This is a genomic window from Streptomyces plumbidurans (assembly GCF_019857225.1).
Classification (GTDB): Bacteria; Actinomycetota; Actinomycetes; order Streptomycetales; family Streptomycetaceae; genus Streptomyces; species Streptomyces plumbidurans.
In genome coordinates, this window is record NZ_JAFJSY010000052.1 from 63,727 (window position 1) to 81,112 (window position 17,386).

Annotated in this window: 13 protein-coding genes and 3 pseudogenes; 8 read left to right on the forward strand and 8 right to left on the reverse strand. The window is 71.0% G+C overall.

Annotation, left to right across the window (positions count from 1 at the left end):
- The first annotated feature begins 22 nt into the window (after positions 1 to 22).
- On the forward strand, positions 23 to 646 hold the full coding sequence (locus tag JYK17_RS28420; RefSeq protein ID WP_108011896.1) for a TetR/AcrR family transcriptional regulator: 624 nt from the start codon (positions 23 to 25) through the stop codon (positions 644 to 646).
- A gap of 7 nt (positions 647 to 653) precedes the next feature.
- Here JYK17_RS28420 and JYK17_RS28425 read toward each other — a convergent pair whose 3' ends face one another.
- Positions 654 to 1,115: a MaoC family dehydratase gene (locus tag JYK17_RS28425; protein ID WP_128803505.1), complete on the reverse strand. Its 462-nt coding sequence runs from the start codon at positions 1,113 to 1,115 to the stop codon at positions 654 to 656.
- A gap of 108 nt (positions 1,116 to 1,223) precedes the next feature.
- Between JYK17_RS28425 and JYK17_RS28430 the strand changes: the two are divergent.
- Positions 1,224 to 1,615: pseudogene (locus tag JYK17_RS28430) on the forward strand (MerR family DNA-binding transcriptional regulator).
- Between the two features lie 257 nt (positions 1,616 to 1,872).
- Here JYK17_RS28430 and JYK17_RS28435 read toward each other — a convergent pair.
- From JYK17_RS28435 to JYK17_RS28445, 3 genes and pseudogenes are all read right to left on the reverse strand, one after another.
- Positions 1,873 to 2,939, reverse strand: a pseudogene (locus JYK17_RS28435) (RNA ligase (ATP)).
- 133 nt (positions 2,940 to 3,072) lie between these two features.
- On the reverse strand, positions 3,073 to 3,807 hold the full coding sequence (locus JYK17_RS28440) for a 3-keto-5-aminohexanoate cleavage protein (protein ID WP_181362438.1): 735 nt from the start codon (positions 3,805 to 3,807) through the stop codon (positions 3,073 to 3,075).
- Positions 3,808 to 3,979: 172 nt separating this feature from the next.
- Entirely contained in the window at positions 3,980 to 4,582 is a 603-nt protein-coding gene (locus tag JYK17_RS28445) for a hypothetical protein (RefSeq protein WP_108011888.1), read from the reverse strand.
- A 222-nt stretch (positions 4,583 to 4,804) separates the two neighbouring features.
- Here JYK17_RS28445 and JYK17_RS28450 point away from each other — a divergent pair, with 222 nt between their 5' ends.
- Positions 4,805 to 7,588, forward strand: a complete 2,784-nt coding sequence (locus JYK17_RS28450) for a penicillin acylase family protein (RefSeq protein WP_222811484.1) — start codon at positions 4,805 to 4,807, stop codon at positions 7,586 to 7,588.
- A 30-nt stretch (positions 7,589 to 7,618) separates the two neighbouring features.
- Here JYK17_RS28450 and JYK17_RS28455 read toward each other — a convergent pair whose 3' ends face one another.
- Positions 7,619 to 8,941, reverse strand: a complete 1,323-nt coding sequence (locus JYK17_RS28455) for a serine-threonine protein kinase (protein WP_222811485.1) — start codon at positions 8,939 to 8,941, stop codon at positions 7,619 to 7,621.
- A gap of 94 nt (positions 8,942 to 9,035) precedes the next feature.
- Complete coding sequence (locus JYK17_RS28460; RefSeq protein ID WP_222811486.1) at positions 9,036 to 10,280, reverse strand: exo-beta-N-acetylmuramidase NamZ family protein; 1,245 nt, start codon at positions 10,278 to 10,280, stop codon at positions 9,036 to 9,038.
- A gap of 173 nt (positions 10,281 to 10,453) precedes the next feature.
- On the opposite strand from JYK17_RS28460, the gene JYK17_RS28465 reads away from it, so the two are divergent.
- From JYK17_RS28465 to JYK17_RS28475, 3 genes are read left to right on the forward strand one after another with little or no spacing between them, the layout of a single operon-like run.
- The gene (locus tag JYK17_RS28465) at positions 10,454 to 11,227 is read left to right on the forward strand and encodes an SDR family oxidoreductase (protein WP_108011878.1); all 774 of its coding nucleotides are present in this window, start codon (positions 10,454 to 10,456) and stop codon (positions 11,225 to 11,227) included.
- Positions 11,224 to 12,891 (forward strand): class I adenylate-forming enzyme family protein, encoded by a 1,668-nt coding sequence (locus JYK17_RS28470; protein WP_108011876.1) that lies wholly within the window; start codon positions 11,224 to 11,226, stop codon positions 12,889 to 12,891. Before JYK17_RS28465 ends, JYK17_RS28470 begins: the two co-directional genes overlap by 4 nt.
- A 58-nt stretch (positions 12,892 to 12,949) precedes the next feature.
- Positions 12,950 to 13,543: a TetR/AcrR family transcriptional regulator gene (locus JYK17_RS28475; protein ID WP_108011874.1), complete on the forward strand. Its 594-nt coding sequence runs from the start codon at positions 12,950 to 12,952 to the stop codon at positions 13,541 to 13,543.
- A 74-nt stretch (positions 13,544 to 13,617) separates the two neighbouring features.
- Here the strand turns inward: JYK17_RS28475 and JYK17_RS28480 are convergent, their stop codons facing one another.
- The gene (locus JYK17_RS28480; RefSeq protein ID WP_108011872.1) at positions 13,618 to 14,832 is read right to left on the reverse strand and encodes an acyl-CoA dehydrogenase family protein; all 1,215 of its coding nucleotides are present in this window, start codon (positions 14,830 to 14,832) and stop codon (positions 13,618 to 13,620) included.
- A gap of 6 nt (positions 14,833 to 14,838) precedes the next feature.
- Positions 14,839 to 15,861, reverse strand: coding sequence for a phosphotransferase family protein (locus tag JYK17_RS28485; RefSeq protein ID WP_108011870.1), 1,023 nt, complete (start codon positions 15,859 to 15,861; stop codon positions 14,839 to 14,841).
- Between the two features lie 252 nt (positions 15,862 to 16,113).
- Between JYK17_RS28485 and JYK17_RS28490 the strand changes: the two genes are divergently transcribed.
- Together JYK17_RS28490 and JYK17_RS41385 are read left to right on the forward strand one after the other, a co-directional pair.
- Positions 16,114 to 17,052 (forward strand): NADP-dependent oxidoreductase, encoded by a 939-nt coding sequence (locus JYK17_RS28490; RefSeq protein WP_222811487.1) that lies wholly within the window; start codon positions 16,114 to 16,116, stop codon positions 17,050 to 17,052.
- A 10-nt stretch (positions 17,053 to 17,062) separates the two neighbouring features.
- Positions 17,063 to 17,239 (forward strand): annotated as a pseudogene (locus JYK17_RS41385) (response regulator); the annotation flags it as partial.
- Positions 17,240 to 17,386: the final 147 nt, after the last annotated feature.

The window sequence follows — 17,386 nt, forward strand, 5'->3', positions numbered from 1 at the left end:
GGCGAAAAGGGGCGAGCGAGCGATGACTACGGCGGAGGAGACGGCCGGCGGCGAGGCGTCCGCGTGGGGCGAGGTCACGCCCGACGCGGCCCGGCGACTGCTGATCGCCGCGGTGGAGGCCTTCGCCGAGCGCGGGTACCACGCCACCACGACCCGGGACATCGCGGGCCGTGCGGGCATGAGCCCGGCCGCGCTCTACATCCACTACAAGACCAAGGAAGAGCTGCTCCACCGGATCAGCCGGATCGGTCACGCCAAGGCGCTGGAGATCCTGCAGACGGCGGCCCGGCGCGAGGGCACCGCCACCGAGCGACTCGCCGACCAGGTGAGCTCCTTCGTGCGCTGGCACGCGGGCGGACGCACGACCGCCCGCGTCGTGCAGTACGAACTGGACTCGCTCGGCCCCGAGGCGCGCAAGGAGATCCTCGCGCTGCGCCGGCAGTGCGACGCCGAGGTGCGGGCGGTCATCGAAGAGGGCGTGGCGGCGGGCGAGTTCGACGTGCTGGACGTCAAGGGCACCACGCTCGCCGTGCTCTCGCTCTGCATCGACGTGGCCCGCTGGTTCAACGTCGAGGGCCCCTGGACGCCGGACGAGGTCGGCGCGCTCTACGCCGACCTCGTGCTGCGCATGGTGGGGGTCAAGTGAGCGTGTCTCAGAGGTAGAAGCGGGCCACCGACTCGGCCACGCAGACCGGCTTGTCCCCGCCCTCGCGCTCCACGGTGTAGCCGACGGCCACCTGTACACCGCCCGGCACGTCGTCGACGGCGCTGATCTTCGCGGTGGCGCGCAGCCGCGAGCCGACGGGCACGGGGGCGGGGAAACGGACCTTGTTGGTGCCGTAGTTGACGCCCATCTTCACGCCCTCGACGGCCATCAGCTGGGGGCCGAAGAGCGGCAGTAGGGAGAGCGTCAGATAGCCGTGCGCGATGGTGGTTCCGAAGGGCCCGGCGGCGGCCTTCTCCGGGTCGACGTGGATCCACTGGTGATCCCCGGTGGCCTCCGCGAAGAGGTCGATCCGCTTCTGGTCCACCTCCAGCCAGTCGGTGTACCCCAGCTGCTCGCCCACCGCCGCCTTCAGCTCGTCGACGGACGTGAAGATCCTCGGCTCTGCCATGTCCCGGCCTCCCATGCCTCGCAATGTCTAAGCAACTGCTTAGCATGGTCGGGTGCGCACCCGATGTCAACGGACCACCGCGGGGGTGGGGTGGGTAGGGTTCGAGAGGTGCCCCAGATCCCAGAGAAGATCCACGAGCTCACCGTCGGCCAGCTCGCGGCGCGGAGCGGCGCCGCCGTCTCCGCCCTGCACTTCTACGAGTCCAAGGGCCTGATCAGCAGCCGCCGGACCACGGGCAACCAGCGCCGCTACCACCGTGACACGCTGCGCCGGACTGGGCCCGTCTCTCCGAGGCCTGGCGCTCCGAGCTCGACGAACGCATCAGCCGCCTCAACCGCCTGCGCGACCACCTCACCGACTGCATCGGCTGTGGCTGCCTCTCCCTGGACACCTGCGTCCTCTCCAACCCGGACGACGCCTTCGGCCGCCTACAGTCCGGTTCACGCCTGCTCGTGGAACGCCGGGGGGACCGGAAGAAGCGGGAGCGGGAGCAGGGCTGAGCCGGGCGGCAGCGCCCTCTCGCTTGCCACCCGGCCGTCAGATGTTGCACCTGCCGTCCGGCCGCCGGGTGTTGTGCCCGGAGACCGGACGCCGGGCGGCTCGCCTCCCGTTCGGCCGCCGGGTGGTTCGCCGGCCGCCAGGCCATCGGGGCTTGCGCCCGCTGTCCGGCCGCTGGGTCCTTTGCCCGCCGTCCGGCCACGAGTCTCGCGTCCGCTGCCCAGCTACCGGGTCTCTCAGCCGCCGCCCGGTCGCCGGGTCACTCGTACTCGGTGCCGCCCTTGCGGGTCAGGTAGGCCGTGCTTACCGCCTTGGCGATGGCCCTGCCTCCGGTCACCGGGCTGTAGGCTCCGTTGCCGGGCGGATCACCACGCCCTCGCGCAGGTGCAGTTCGCGCCCGGAGACGGTTTCCCGGCCGGTCGCGACCGACAGCACGTGCTCGATGTCGTACGGCCCCTCGTACAGGCGGGGCACCAACGGCAGCTGTCCGTCCAGCAGTTCGGCCGGGTCGAGCCAGCGCACCGTGCCGTCGATGTCCGCGCTGACGTCGAAGGCGGCGTAGCCGAGGGACTCGCGGCGTCCGTCGGCGCCGTAGGTGAGGTCCTGGACGCCCGCGCCGTACACCTCGCCGAAGATGCCGACGCGGCGGGCGCCCAGCCGCTTCGCGAGGTCTGCAGCGACGGCGGCGACGCCGTGGCCGTGCACCGCCCGCCAGTACAGGTTGCGCGGATCCTCCTTCAGGGCAAGGGACTTGGCGCCGAAGCCCTTGGAGGAGACGTGCACCCGGTCCTCGTCGACGAGATACGTCAGCAGACAGGCCGAGCCGTGCAGCTTCTCGGTCAGGACCACATCCTCGCCCGGCGCGAAGATGTCCGGAAACCGCTGGATGTTCTCGATGTCGACCCAGGGCAGCAGATCGGGCGCGGATTCCACGTCGCCGTCCATGGTGGGCGGGATCGGCGGCACCCACTTGGTGATGCCGAGCCGCTCGGCGAAGTCCGTGCCGTCCAGGGCGGCCCGCGCCAGGTCGACGTCCGCGAGCGCCTCGGGCAGGCACACGATGCCCTGCGACAGCTCACCGCGCAGCCGCACCGCCTTGACCCGGTCCGCGTTACCGCCCGCCAGCCGCCCGGTCAGCCCCAGCTCCTCGATCAGTGGGGCAGGCAGCACGGCCTGCTCGGGGATGTAGACGGCGGCGTCGCCGGTGCGGTAGGCGCCCTTGGCGACGACCGCGCGGTACAGGCCGACCTGGGCCAGTTCGAGCGCATCGGCGTTGGGATGCTCGTGGATCGTCAGTACTTCGGCGGTGACGCGGAGCGTCGACATCGCGGGTCCCCCTCGGACAGGTCGTACGCGGCCGTGCGCGGCCGTACTCAGCCGTTCTCAGGCGTAGACAGGTGGTTTCATCGCCCCCAACTGTCCGTACGGGAAAAGGGTGGAGCGAGCGGATTTGCCGCTGCTAGCGTCGAGGGGCGTACTGGGCCAGTCCGGCGGTCACCAACTGCGCGTTGGAAGCCGCCCGTTGGCCGTCCGGCAGCAGCAGCGTGTCCTCCAGGCCGATGCGGGTGGCGAGCCCCAGCCGGCCGGCCAGGCGCAGCACCGGCCAGGCGCCGCCGCCCTCGCCGTGCAGCAGCACCGGGCGGCCGTGCGTGGAACCCAGATCGGCCAGCAGGGCATGCGCCGTGTCCTCGGCCGTGTCCGCCGAGGTGTCCGTCACCTCGGCCAGCACCCTCAGCACCCGCGGGCCGAGCGGTGAACGGGCGAACCTCGCGGCCCCGTCCGTCCCCGACCAGATGCCGGCCTCCACTCCCACACCGAGCTCCATCAGCGCGGCGGCGATCTCCTCGGCGCCCTCCTCGTGCCAGTTGACCGAGGCGTGGTCGGGCAGGGACGGCAGAGCGGCCCAGCTCCGGACGCGCGCCAGCCGGGCGGCCGGCTCCGGCTCGGCCCAGGCGCCCGTGGTGACACCGACGGGCACTGGCACCGGAACCCGCGCCCGGATCGCCTCCAGCGTCGGCGCGAGCACCTTCGGCGAGAGCGAGTCGTCGCCGCAGGGGGACTTGGGGTGGACATGGACGTCCGTCGCTCCGGCCGCGACGGCCCGCGCCGCGGACTCGGCCATCGCCTCCGGCGTCAGCGGCACCACCGCACCGTCGGCGGACCCGCGCGGCCCGTTGAGACACACCTGCAGCATGGACCCAGCCTGCCAGGCGGCACCGACACCGACGGCGGCACCAGTGACATCAGAGGCAGAGCCACCAGCGGTAGCAGTGGCATAAGAGGCAGCGGCACCGGTCGGTCGACATCAGAGATCTTGCAGGGGGTGCGGCATCCCCGGCGCACCCCCATCCGCTCAGGGCCGGGAGCTAGGCCGACACGAGCAGCTTTCCGCGCCTTGCGTCAGCCAGGGCCTCGGGCTTGAGCACGGGCCTCGGTACGAGAATTCCGCAGTGGGTGCAGACCGGACCCGCCGACGGCTCGTGGTCCAGGTCGTATTTCCAGATCAGGCGTTCGGTGCCGCACACCGGGCAGCAGGCACCCGGCTCGTGCTCCAGGCCGGAGATCAGCCGGCGCAGCACCTCGGCCAGCGGTTCGCGCGGGTGCACCCGCGGGTCGTCGCACCAGGCGACTCCGAAACCGCCCCAGGTGAGACGGTGCCAGTCGTCCACGCTGCCCGGACGACGCAGCCCGTCGTGCTTCTCCTTCTTGCGCCGCTCGGCGAACCCGACCTCGTAGGCCAGCCAGACCGTGCGGGCTTCCTCCAGCTCCTCCAGCGCGGCCACGAGCCGCACCGGGTCGGGGGAGCGGTCCTCCGGATCGAATCCTGCCCGGGAGCACAAATGGTCCCAGGTCGCCCTGTGCCCGTAAGGAGCGAACCGCTCAAGGCACTTGCGAAGTGAGTAGCGCCGCAGTGCCAGATCGCACCGCGGGTCGCGGACCTGTCTCGCCAGACTCCGGAAACCGGCCATCGCCCTGCACCTCCGTCACACCTGCACCTGTACTTCGGTCACTTCGGCGTCGTCGAACGGACGTCGCCGAATAGACGTATCGACAACCGATTCGGCTCCATCCGATTTCCGATGACCCCCATAAGCCGCCGTGCCTACTCCAAAACTTGACGCATGTTCATCTTCTATCCCGGGGATACCGGCGGTAACGTCCCGGCTCACCCCACGTCGGTAGGAGCTGTCATGCCACGACGCACCTCACGCAGCACGCCGCACAGACTGAGAACTCCCGGCAGGCTCGCCGGGTTCCTGAAGACGGCATCCATATGCGTCCTGATTGCAGGTCTTTTGTCCCCGCTCACCCAGGCGACGGCGGCCGCCGCCTCGGCCCCGAACGACTACTGCGGCGGCCAGTGCTCCGACATCCTGCCGCCGGGTGAGAACGGCAACGCGACGCTGGCCCAGATCCTGCTCAACCAGGCCTTCGGTACCCAGCCCGATCACGCGGACGACCAGCTCGGCACCTATGCGAACCTGGCGGGCGGCTACTCCACGCTCACCGACGCGAAGATCAACAACTTCTTCAACGACGCGTCGTTCGGGGTCGCTTCCGACCAGGTCGCCTCCACCGAGAAGCCCGCGGGCCGCACCGACGTCACGATTGTCCGCGACAAGAAGGCAGGTGTGCCGCACATCACGGGCACCACCCGCTACGGCACGGAGTTCGGGGCCGGGTACGCCGCGGCCGAGGACCGGCTGTGGCTCATGGACCTCTTCCGGCACGTGGGACGCGGCCAGCTGACCTCCTTCGCGGGCGGCGCCGCGGCCAACCAGGGCCTGGAGCAGCAGTTCTACCGGAACGCCCCCTACACCGAGGCCGACCTGCAGGCCCAGATCGACAGCGCGATCTCGAAGAACGGCGACCGCGGCCAACAGGCCCTCGACGACGCGAACGCCTACCTGGCAGGCATCAACTCCTATATCGACGCCTCCGACTCCGGCCGCTACTTCCCCGGTGAGTACGTCCTGACCGGCCACAAGGACGCCATCACCAACGCCGGCACGATCGACCACTTCAAGCTGACAGACCTGGTCGCCCTGGCCTCCGTGATCGGCTCCCTGTTCGGTTCAGGCGGCGGCGGAGAGGTCAACAACGCCGTCTCGCTCCTCGCCGCCCAGTCCAAGTACGGCGTGGAGGAGGGCACCAAGGTCTGGGAGTCCTTCCGCGAGCGCAACGACCCCGAGGCCGCCCTCACCGTGCACAACGGCGAGAGCTTCCCCTACGGCGGCAAGCCGGACAGCGCCCAGGGCGAGGCCCTGCCCGACGCCGGTTCGGTGACGACCGAGCCGCTGGTCTACGACGCCACCGGCACCGGAGCGAGCCAGAGCGCCACCACGGCGGCGAAGCAGGCGACCGCGACCGCCCTCTCCTCCGCGAAACGCGGCATGTCCAACGCCCTGGTCGTCAGTGGCAAGCACACCGCGAGCGGCCACCCCATCGCGGTGTTCGGCCCGCAGACCGGCTACTTCGCGCCGCAGCTGCTGATGCTCCAGGAGATCCAGGGCCCCGGAATCAGCGCCCGCGGCGCCTCCTTCGCGGGCCTGAGCATGTATGTCGAACTCGGCCGCGGCCAGGACTACTCGTGGTCCGCGACCACCTCGGGCCAGGACATCATCGACTCCTACGCCGTCGAACTGTGCCAGGACGACTACCACTACCTGTACCACGGCACCTGCACGGCCATGGACAAGGTCGAGCAGAAGAACTCCTGGAAGCCGACCACGGCCGACGGCACGGCCGCGGGGTCGTACACCATGCGCGTGTGGCGGACGAAGTACGGACCCGTCGCCTACCGCGCCACCGTCGGCGGCAAGAAGGTCGCCTACACCACCCTGCGCTCCTCCTATCTGCACGAGGCCGACTCGATCATCGGCTTCCAGATGCTCAACGACCCCGACTACGTCAAGGGCCCGAAGGACTTCCAGAGCGCGGCCCAGCACATCAACTTCACCTTCAACTGGTTCTACGCCGACTCCCAGCACACCGCGTACTACAACAGCGGTGACAACCCGGTGCGCGCGAGCGGCGTCGACTCCGAGTTCCCGGTGTGGGGACAGGCCGCCTACGAGTGGAAGAACTGGGACCCGGCCACCAACACGGCGGCCTACACCCCGGCCGCGCAGCACCCCAACTCCGTCGACCAGGACTACTACATCTCCTGGAACAACAAGCAGGCCCTGAACTACACGACCGCCAGCTGGGGCGACGGCTCGGTCCACCGCGGCAACCTGCTGGACGACCGGGTGAAGAAGCTGGTCGCGGCCGGCGGGGTGACCCGTACGAAACTGGTGCAGGCCATGGCGGACGCGGCCCTGACCGATCTGCGCGCGGAGGACGTGCTGCCGGACCTGCTGAAGGTGATCAACAGCAGTACGGTGACCGACTCCACGGCGGCGGCGGCCGTCGGCAAGCTGCAGACCTGGCTGACGGCGGGCGGCAAGCGCAAGGAGACCTCGGCGGGCTCCAAGGCCTACGCGGACTCCGACGCGATCCGCATCCTGGACGCCTGGTGGCCGCTGCTGGTCAAGGCCGAGTTCCAGCCGGGCCTCGGGAGCGACCTGTACACCGCGTTCACCGCGAACCTGCCCGTCGACGAGGCCCCGTCGGCCGGACACGGCCCCACCGGCTCGCACGCGGGCAGCTCCTTCCAGTACGGCTGGTGGAGCTACGTCGACAAGGACGTCCGGGCGGTGCTCGGTGAGTCGGTGAAGGGCCCGCTGGCCGCGAAGTACTGCGGCGGCGGCGACCTGAGCGACTGCCGCTCCATCCTGATCAGCACGCTCAAGGAGGCGGCCGGCACGTCCGCGTCCACGGTCTACCCCGGCGACGACCTGTGCTCGGCGGGCGACCAGTGGTGCGCCGACTCGATCAACCAGCGCACGCTGGGCGGCATCAAGCACCACAACATCAGTTGGCAGAACCGGCCCACCTTCCAGCAGGTGGTGGAGTACACCTCGCACCGGTGACGCACGGCAGTTGATGCAGCAGGCGGCGGGTCAGCGGATGCGGCCCGCCGCCAGCACCATCCGGGCCAGCTCCGGGTGCACGATGTCACTGTGCGCACCGGCGGGCGGCCCGCCCCGCTTGACCACGGCCGCGGCGTCCACGTTGACGCACCCCGACGCGGGCAGCGTCGCCTTCAGCGCCTCGGCGAGCTTCAGCGCGCGCGTGCCGGGCACCGCCTGCACACCGTCGTGCCCCATCGCCCCCCACTTGGCGCCCAGCGCCTGAGCCAGGCCGAGGCTCTCGGCCACCCCCTGGCAGTCGTTCGCCATGCGCGAGGCCAGCGGGTAGATCGTGCCGAGCGCCGAGTCGAAGCGCGAGTAGCAGCACACCAGAGGACCGTCGATGCGGTTCTGCTGGCCCTGGAGCACTCCTCCCGCGTGCGCGTCGTGCGGCAGCCTCGCCGCGAACGCGTAGTGGGAGAAGGCGCCTTGGAGCAGCGTCACCGACTTCACGGTGCGCACCCCGTCCGGCAGGCCGCTCAGCGCGAACGACACCAGCCGCCCGCCGAAGCTGTGCCCGACCAGATGCACCCGCACGTGCGGGGCTCTGGTGGCCAACTGCCCTATGACCGGCCCGAGTCCACGCTCGCCGACGGTTCCCGCGCGCCGCTTCATCGCGTAGTACGTCGCCTGCCGCAGCAGTTCCTTCGCCCCGTCCCAGGGGTTCGGCAGCGCGAACTGCGCCTCGGCGCCGTCGGATCGGAGGTTCGCCAGTGCCTGGGTGAACTCGTCGCACAGGGTCGTCACGTCCCCGGTGAACAGCACCGGATCGCTCTGCGGGACACCCTCCGCGAGCGTGTCCGCGGCGAACAGCGGTTGCGGTCCGCCCGGTACGACCTCCACCAGCAGCCGCACCAGCCGCCCGAACTCCTCCAGTTCGTTCTCGGGCCGCTGGTCCAGCATCCGGGCGATCTGGTCGACGACGGTGGCGCGGCCGGGGAAGGTCTCGAGCAGCGCGTGCCGGGTGTCCTTGTCCAGCGCGGGCCTCGCGACGGCCTCCGCCTCCGTGGCCACCACGGACTTGGGGAAGTCGGGGATCGGCTCGTCGCAGAAGCGCATCGACGGCCAGATCACACCGACGTACCCGATCCTCGCCTTCGGCGCGAGCCCGGGGACCGGCGCGAAGAACCGCCGGTAGAGGGCGGTCGCGCCGGAGCGGTCGTTGTTCCAGCCGTGCGCGAACACGATCAGGTCGCTCACCTCGCGGGCCGCGACCCCGTGGAGCAACTCGTCCCGTTCCCGGCCGTCGACGTCTCCGTCCGCGTCGAAGGTCAGCTCCCAGTAGGGAGTCACGCTCATCTGCGGCTCTGCCATGACCGGCCCCCTCGCCGCCGTAGCGATGCCCTGTGGGCGCATCGTCCTGCCGGCGGACGAGGTTGGCCATACACCGCGCCTGACTTGTGGAGATTCACCTGTAGAGGAGGTATTGCCTTCGCATCTGCCGGAAGGCGGCCAGTTCGTCCTGCCAGGCGGCGACCACCTCGTCCGTGCTCGCGCCCGCGTCGATCGCGGTCCGCACGCGCGTGGAGCCCGTCAGCTTGTCGATCCAGTTGTCGGAGCGCCAGGCGAAGTCGCTCCACACCTTCCTGGCGGTCACCAGCAGGGCGACGCCGGTGCGCACGGGGTCGTAGGCCCCGCGGTCGTCGACATGGATCTGCACCCCGCCGACCGTCTTGCCCTGGAACTTGGAGAACGTCGGCGCGAAGTACGCCTCCCTGAAGTGCACGCCGGGCAGGCCGAGTTCGTTCACGGCCGCGGCCCACCGGCCGTCGATGCCCTCGGCGCCGAGCAGTTCGAAGGGCCGGGTGGTGCCGCGTCCCTCGGACAGGTTCGTGCCCTCGAACATGCACGTCCCCGAGTACACCAGCGCCGTGTCGGGCGTCGGCATGTTCGGGCTCGGCGGCACCCAGGGGAGCGCGGAGGCGTCGTAGAACTCCGCGCGCTCCCAGCCCGTCATCCGCACCGTCTGAAGGGGGACCGGCGCGGTGAGGAACTCCCCGTTGAACAGCCGGGCCAGCTCGCACACGGTCATGCCGTGCGCCTGGGAGATCGGCTGCCGGCCGACGAACGTGGCGAACTCCTTGTGCAGCACCGGTCCTTGGGCCGCGCGTCCGGTGACCGGGTTGGGGCGGTCGAGGACGACGAAGCGCTTGCCGGCGAGCTGCGCCGCCTCCATGCAGTCGTAGAGCGTCCAGATGTACGTGTAGAACCGGGCGCCGACGTCCTGGATGTCGAAGACGATCGTGTCGACGCCCGCGGTGGTGAAGATGTCGGCGAGGGTCTGGCCGCTCTTGAGGTACGTGTCGTAGACGGGCAGCCCGGTGGCCGGGTCGTCGTAGCGGCCCTCGGAGCCGCCGGCCTGGGCGGTGCCGCGGAAGCCGTGCTCGGGGCCGAAGACGGCCGTCAGGTTCACTCTGTCGTCCGCGTGCATGACGTCCACGATGTGGCGGACGTCTCTCGTCACGCCGGTGGGGTTGGTGACGATGCCGACGCGTTGGCCTTCGAGGCGCGCGTAGCCGGTGGCGGCGAGGTTCTCGAAGCCGGTGCGGAGGGGGTTGTGGTGCCTGGCGTCGGCTGCCCCGGCCGGGGGTGCCGCGGTGAAGGATGCTGCTGCCGTGGTTGCTGCGAGGAGGGCTCGTCTGCTTAGGCGCATGAGGTGCAAGGTATTGCTGCCGCCGGTTGTGGGGAAGGTGCCGGTCTGCTGTGGCTTGGCGCGCAGTTCCCCGCGCCCCTGAAGGGCGTTGCAGTCACCCCTTTCCTGCTACATACCGACCGGTTAGTCTGGCCGTCGCGGGGGTCGGAAGCGAGTCGCGTCGAAGGAGTCCGATGGTGGAAGCCGTTCAAGGTGCTGGTGTCGTCGTCACGGGGGCCGGGGGTGGGATCGGGGCCGCGATCGCCCGCCGATTCGCCGCCGAGGGAGCCCGGGTCGTCGTGAACGATCTGGACGGGGCGCGGGCCGAGGCGGTCGCCGCGGAGATCGGCGGCACCGCGGTGCCGGGCGACGCCTCCGCGATCGTGGCCGACGCGCGGGACGCCCTCGGCGGCACCGTGGACGTCTACTGCGCCAACGCCGGTGTCGCCTTCGACGACGGGGGCCAGGGACTGTCCGCCGACGAGAAGTCCTGGGCGACCTCCTGGGACGTCAACGTGATGGCGCACGTCCGGGCCGCCGAGCAGCTGCTGCCGGCCTGGCTGGAGCGCGGGAGCGGACGCTTCGTGTCCACCGTCTCCGCCGCCGGGCTGCTGTCCATGATCGGCGCGCCCTCCTATAGCGTCACCAAGCACGGGGCCTACGCCTTCGCCGAGTGGCTGTCGCTGACCTACCGCCACCGCGGGATCAAGGTGCACGCCATCTGCCCGCAGGGCGTCCGCACCGACATGCTGGCCGCCACCGGCGCCGCGGGCGACCTGGTGCTCAGGCCGACCGCGGTCGAGCCCTCGGACGTCGCGGACGCCCTGTTCAAGGGCATCGAGGAGGACCGCTTCCTGATCCTGCCGCACCCCGAGGTCGCCGGTTACTACCAGCTGCGGGCCGCCGAACCGGACCGGTGGCTGGCCAATATGAACCACCTGCAGCAGAAGTGGGAGGAGGCGCGATGACCGGCTCGCGTTACGAGGCCAAGCCCTGGCTGGCCCTGCTGAACGAGGCCCAGCGCGGCCCGGTGAAACCCGCCGACTCCCTGGTGCAGGCCCTGCGCCGGTCCGCCGCCGAGGCCCCGGACCGCGACTTCCTCGCCTACTTCGACGGACGGCTGAGCTACCGCGAGGTCGACGAGCTGTCCGACTCGGTGGCGGGCCACCTCGCCGCCCGCGGCCTGGAGCGCGGCGACCGGGTGGCGATCCTGCTGCAGAACTCCCCGCAGTTCGTACTCGCCCTGCTGGGCGCGTGGAAGGCGGGCGCGGTCGTGGTGCCCGTCAACCCGATGTACAAGTCCGCGGAGGTGGCGCATGTGCTGCGGGACGGCGAGGTCGCGGCACTGATCTGCTCGGACCGCGCCTGGGAGTCGTATCTGCGCGAGACGGCCGCCGACTCTCCGGTCAGGATCGTGCTGACCGGGTGCGAGCTGGACTTCCAGACGCGCGGCGACACGCGCGTGCTCTCCTTCGAGCGGCTGCCGCAGGCCGCGGACGCCGCCGACCTGACGACCGTGGCCCGCGCCGGCTACGAGGCGCCGGGGACCCGTTACCCCGGGCCGTCCGACATAGCGCTGATCAGCTACACCTCGGGCACCAGCGGCAAGCCCAAGGGCGCCACCAACACGCACGGCAACATCATGTACAACGCCGAGCGGCAGCGGACGGGGCTCGCGCTGCCCGAGGCGCCCGTGTACTACGCGCTCGCGCCGCTGTTCCACATCACCGGGATGGTGTGCCAGCTCGGGGCGTGCCTCAACAGCGCGGGCACGCTCGTGCTGACGTACCGCTTCGAGCCGGGTGTCGTGCTGGAGGCGTTCGCCGAGCACCGGCCGCACTACACGGTGGGTCCGTCCACGGCGTTCATGGCGCTGGCCGCGCACCCGGAGGCGAGTGCGGACCACTTCTCCTCCTTCGCCAACATCTCCAGCGGTGGCGCGCCGCTGCCGCCGGCCCTGGTGGAGAAGTTCCGGGCGGGCTTCGGGCCGTACATCCGCAACGGCTACGGCCTGACCGAGTGCACCGCGCCCTGCGCCTCCGTGCCCCCCGACCTGGAGGCGCCGGTCGACCCGGTCTCCGGGACGCTGGCCGTGGGCGTGCCGGGACCCGAGACGGTCGTGCGGATCGTGGACGAGCAGGGGCAGGAGCTGCCCTTCGGTGAGCAGGGCGAGATTTTGGTGCGCGGCCCGCAGGTGGTGCCGGGCTACTGGCGCCGCCCGGACGCGACCGCCGAAACGTTTCCGGACGGCGAACTGCGCACCGGCGACATCGGGTTCATGGACGAGCAGGGCTGGCTGTACGTCGTCGACCGCAAGAAGGACATGATCAACGCGTCGGGCTTCAAGGTGTGGCCGCGCGAGGTCGAGGACGTGCTGTACACGCATCCGGCGGTGCGCGAGGCGGCCGTGGTCGGGGTGCCCGACGGGTACCGCGGGGAGACCGTCAAGGCGTACATCAGCCTGCGTCCGGGCACGGATACGGACCCCGGCGAACTCGCGATGTACTGCAAGGAGAGACTGGCTGCCTACAAATACCCGCGGCAGGTGGAGATCCTGCCCGACTTGCCGAAGACGGCCAGTGGGAAGATCCTCCGGCGGGAACTGCGTTCCCGCCCGCAGCACTCTGAATAAGTACAGCGAACAAGTACGCCGAGAACAGCAGAACGCCCGGAAGGCAGGTGGCGGCACAGTGCCCAGGACGACGGACGGAGACGGTACGCCCGTCCCGCAGCGGCTGCTGGCCGCCGCCACCCGGCTCTTCGCCGAGCAGGGCTACGACCGCACGTCGGTGCAGGAGATCGTCGAGGCGGCCGGCGTCACCAAGGGGGCGCTGTACCACTACTTCGGCTCCAAGGACGACCTTCTGCACGAGGTGTACGCGCGCGTGCTGCGCGTCCAGCAGGAGCGCCTGGACGCGTTCGCGAACGCGGACGAGCCGATCGAGAAGCGGCTGCGGGGCGCGGCGGCCGACGTCGTCGTCACCACCATCGAGAACCTCGACGACGCGTCGATCTTCTTCCGCTCGATGCACCATCTGAGCCCGGAGAAGAACAAGCAGGTGCGCGCGGAACGCCGGCGCTACCACGAACGCTTCCGTGCGCTGATCGAGGAGGGCCAGCAGGCCGGCGTATTCTCCACGGCGACCCCGGCCGACCTGGTGGTGGACTACCACTTCGGCTCGGTCCACCACCTGTCGACGTGGTACCGCCCGGACGGTCCGATGGGCGCGCAGGAGGTCGCCGACCACCTGGCGGACCTGCTGCTGCGGGCGCTGCGCCCCTAGGTGCACCTGAATGCGTGAGTAAGGGGCGGTCGCCATGGCGACCGCCCCTTACCGCGTGCCCTGCAGGCACTGCTCTACAGGTACTTCTTCAGCTCCCGCCGCGCCAGCGACCGCTGGTGCACCTCGTCCGGGCCGTCGGCCAGCATCAGGGTGCGGGCGCCGGCGTACAGCTCGGCGAGCGGGAAGTCCTGGCTGACGCCGCCCGCACCGTGCAGCTGGATCGCGCGGTCGAGGATGTTGACGACCGTACGCGGAGTGGCGATCTTGATGGCCTGGATCTCGGTGTGGGCGCCCCGGTTGCCCACGGTGTCCATCATCCAGGCCGTCTTCAGCACCAGCAGACGCAGTTGCTCGACCGCCACGCGCGCGTCCGCGATCCAGTTCTGCACCACGCCCTGCTGGGCGAGCGCCTTGCCGAAGGCGTTGCGCGAGACGGCCCGGCGGCACATCAGCTCGATGGCGCGCTCCGCCATGCCGATCAGCCGCATGCAGTGGTGGATACGGCCCGGACCGAGGCGGGCCTGGGCGATGGCGAAGCCGCCGCCCTCCTCGCCGATCAGGTTGGACACCGGCACGCGCGCGTGGTCGAAGACCACCTCGGCGTGGCCGCCGTGGGAGTGGTCCTCGTAGCCGAAGACCTGCATGGCGCGCTTCACGGTGACGCCCGGGGTGTCGCGCGGGACCAGCACCATCGACTGCTGGCGGCGGATGTCGGCGCCGTCCGGGTCGGTCTTGCCCATCACGATGAAGATCTTGCAGTCCGGGTTCATCGCCCCGGAGATGTACCACTTGCGCCCGGTGATGACGTACTCGTCGCCGTCCCGCTCGATGTGCGTGGTGATGTTGGTGGCGTCCGAGGAGGCCACCTCCGGCTCGGTCATCGCGAACGCGGAGCGGATCTCACCGGCGAGCAGCGGCTCCAGCCACTGCTTCTTCTGCCGCTCGTCCGCGAACTGCGCGAGCACCTCCATGTTCCCGGTGTCCGGCGCCGCGCAGTTCGTGGCGGTCGGCGCCAGGTGCGGGCTGCGTCCGGTGATCTCGGCGAGCGGCGCGTACTGCAGGTTGGTCAGCCCGGCGCCGTGCTCGGCGTCGGGCAGGAAGAGGTTCCACAGGCCCTGCCTGCGCGCCTCCGCCTTGAGCTCCTCCACCACGGCCGGGGTGTCCCACGGGGAGGCCAGCGCGGCCCGCTGCTCCTCGGCCACCGCCTCGGCCGGGTAGACGTACTCGTCCATGAAGGCGAGGAGTTGGGCGCGCAGTTCCTCGGTGCGCGCGTCGAACGCGAAGTCCATGACTGATCAGCCTTCCTGAAGAGTGGTCAGGCCGTGCTCGATGAACACGGGCACCAGGTCGCCGATGCGGTCGAAGCCGCGGCCGACCGTCTGGCCGAGGGTGTAGCGGTAGTGGATGCCCTCCAGGATCACGGCGAGCTTGAACCAGGCGAAGGCCGTGTACCAGGAGACAGCGGAGACATCGCGCCCCGAGCGCGCGGCGTACCGCTCGATCAGCTCCGCCGGATCCGGGTGCCCGGGCGCCTCGGCCGTGGTGGAGACGGGGGACTTGGGCAGCCCGAGCGGCATGCTGTACATCACCAGCAGGCCGAGGTCGGTGAGCGGGTCGCCGAGCGTGGACATCTCCCAGTCGAGGATCGCCCTGATCCGGTCGTCGTCGCCGATCAGGACGTTGTCGAGCCGGTAGTCGCCGTGGACGACCGCGGGCGCGGGCGACTGCGGGAGCTGCCGGCCGAGGGCCGCGTGCAGCTCGTCGATGCCGGCCAGGTCGCGGTTGCGGGAGGCGTCCAGCTGCTTGCCCCAGCGGCGCAGCTGGCGGTCCAGGAAGCCCTCGGGCCGGCCGAAGTCCGCGAGGCCCACCTCGGCGGGGTCCACCGCGTGCAGCTCGACCAGGGTGTCCACCAGGGCCAGTACCGCGTCCCGGGTGCGCTGCGGGCCGAGCGGGGCGAGCTGGTCGGCGGTGCGGTACGGGGTGCCCTCCACGAACTCCATGACGTAGAAGGGGGCCCCGAGCACGTCCTCGTCCTCGCACAGCAGCACCGGGCGCGGCACCGGGACGTTCGTCGGGTGCAGCGCGCTGATCACCCGGTGCTCGCGCTTCATGTCGTGCGCGGTGGCCAGCACATGGCCGAGCGGGGGCCGCCGTACGACCCACTTGGCGGTGCCGTCCGAGACGGCGTAGGTGAGGTTCGACCGTCCGCCCTCGATCAGCCGGCCGGTCAGGGGGCCCTGCACCAGGCCGGGCCGCTCCTGCTCGAGAAGTCCGCGCAGCCTGTCGAGATCGAGACCTGGCGGGTGGTCGGGGCTCATCCGTGCTCCTTTGCGGGGGGTGACGTTGACGTCTAATGATGCCGACCGGTCGGTATGTCGTCCAGTGCGTGACGCGGGAACGTGATCCGAGCCACGATAGGCCGACAACTCCGCGCGCAGAACCACGGGGAGCCGGCGGGCGGCCGGTATCGGCCGGGGCCGGGCTGCCACGCGTTCGGCACACACCGGGGCATCCGGGTTGCGGGGCGTCCGGGCACCGCGGAGGGTCGATGGCATGAAGGGCATCAGCTCATGAAGGCCATCAGCTACAGCCGGTACGGCGGACCCGAGGTCCTGGAGTACGGCGAGGTGCGCGATCCGAAGGTCGGCCCCGACGCCGTGCTGGTCGAGGTCCGTGCCGCTGCCGTCAATCCCGTCGACTGGAAGTGCCGCGCGGGGTATCTCGACGGGATGTTCGACGCCGTCTTCCCCGTGGTGCCCGGCTGGGACCTGTCCGGGGTGGTGGTGCGACCGGGCGTCTCCGTCACGGAGTTCACCGCGGGGGAGGAGGTCATCGGGTACGTGCGCGAGGACTTCCTCTCGCGCGGCACCTTCGCCGAGTACGTCGCCGCCCCCGTGCGCACCCTCGCCCGCAAGCCGCGCAACCTCTCCTTCGAGGAGGCCGCCGGGCTGCCGCTGGCGGGCCTGACCGCCTACCAGGTGCTCCTCAAGGCGCTCCAGATCAAGCGCGGCGAGACCGTCCTGGTGCACGCGGCCGCGGGCGGCGTGGGCTCCGTCGCCGTCCAGCTGGTGCGGCACCTCGGTGCCCGCGCGATCGGCACGGCGAGCGCCCGCAACCACGCGTTCCTGCGGGGTCTGGGCTGCGAGCCCGTGGAGTACGGCGCGGGGCTGGCCGAGCGGGTGCGCGGGGTGGCGCCCGAGGGCGTGGACGCCGTGTTCGACACGGTCGGCGGCGAGGCCCTCAAGGCCTCGGCCGGGCTGCTCGCGCCGGGTGGCCGGCTCGCGTCGATCGCCGACGGCGACGTTACCGGCTACGGCGGCCGGTACTGCTGGGTGCGCCCGGACGCCGAGGACCTGCTGCAGCTGACCGAGCTGGTCGAGCAGGGCGCCGTGTCGGTCCACGTGGACCGGGCGTTCCCGCTGGAGCAGGCGGCACAGGCGCACCGGCTCAGCGAGGAGGGGCGGACCCGGGGAAAGATCGTGGTGACGGTGGGGGACGCCGCAGGCTAGGACCTGACTCCCAGACCAGGTCGGCTGCACGCAGGGCCGCGTCCCGGCCGACCCGAGCGGGATCCGGCGCGTGCAGCGGCGACGCGGCTGGGCGCCGCGGCCGCAGTCCATGGATGACGAGCTTCCGCCCGAGCCGCTGGACAACCCGCGTCGGCTGCTGGTGTGGCCCGCGCCGGACGTGACGACAGGCGCAGGCCCAGTCCCAGTCCCCGCCCTCGCAGGCCGGGCAGTCGCGGCTCGCGCAGGCGACCGAGGGCACCCCACGTCCTTGAGGCAGTGGGGGAGTGCGTGCCGGGGCCCGCGCCGCCGAGCCGATCCGGAAGCGAGGCCCCAG

Coding starts and splice junctions, on each gene's coding strand:
- JYK17_RS28480 (WP_108011872.1), bottom strand. CDS start 14,832: ATGGACTTCGCGTTCGACGCGCGCACCGAGGAACTGCGCGCCCAACTC.
- JYK17_RS28465 (WP_108011878.1), top strand. CDS start 10,454: ATGGTGGAAGCCGTTCAAGGTGCTGGTGTCGTCGTCACGGGGGCCGGG.
- JYK17_RS28485 (WP_108011870.1), bottom strand. CDS start 15,861: ATGAGCCCCGACCACCCGCCAGGTCTCGATCTCGACAGGCTGCGCGGA.
- JYK17_RS28420 (WP_108011896.1), top strand. CDS start 23: ATGACTACGGCGGAGGAGACGGCCGGCGGCGAGGCGTCCGCGTGGGGC.
- JYK17_RS28445 (WP_108011888.1), bottom strand. CDS start 4,582: ATGGCCGGTTTCCGGAGTCTGGCGAGACAGGTCCGCGACCCGCGGTGC.
- JYK17_RS28425 (WP_128803505.1), bottom strand. CDS start 1,115: ATGGCAGAGCCGAGGATCTTCACGTCCGTCGACGAGCTGAAGGCGGCG.
- JYK17_RS28460 (WP_222811486.1), bottom strand. CDS start 10,280: ATGCGCCTAAGCAGACGAGCCCTCCTCGCAGCAACCACGGCAGCAGCA.
- JYK17_RS28470 (WP_108011876.1), top strand. CDS start 11,224: ATGACCGGCTCGCGTTACGAGGCCAAGCCCTGGCTGGCCCTGCTGAAC.
- JYK17_RS28490 (WP_222811487.1), top strand. CDS start 16,114: ATGAAGGCCATCAGCTACAGCCGGTACGGCGGACCCGAGGTCCTGGAG.
- JYK17_RS28450 (WP_222811484.1), top strand. CDS start 4,805: ATGCCACGACGCACCTCACGCAGCACGCCGCACAGACTGAGAACTCCC.
- JYK17_RS28455 (WP_222811485.1), bottom strand. CDS start 8,941: ATGGCAGAGCCGCAGATGAGCGTGACTCCCTACTGGGAGCTGACCTTC.
- JYK17_RS28440 (WP_181362438.1), bottom strand. CDS start 3,807: ATGCTGCAGGTGTGTCTCAACGGGCCGCGCGGGTCCGCCGACGGTGCG.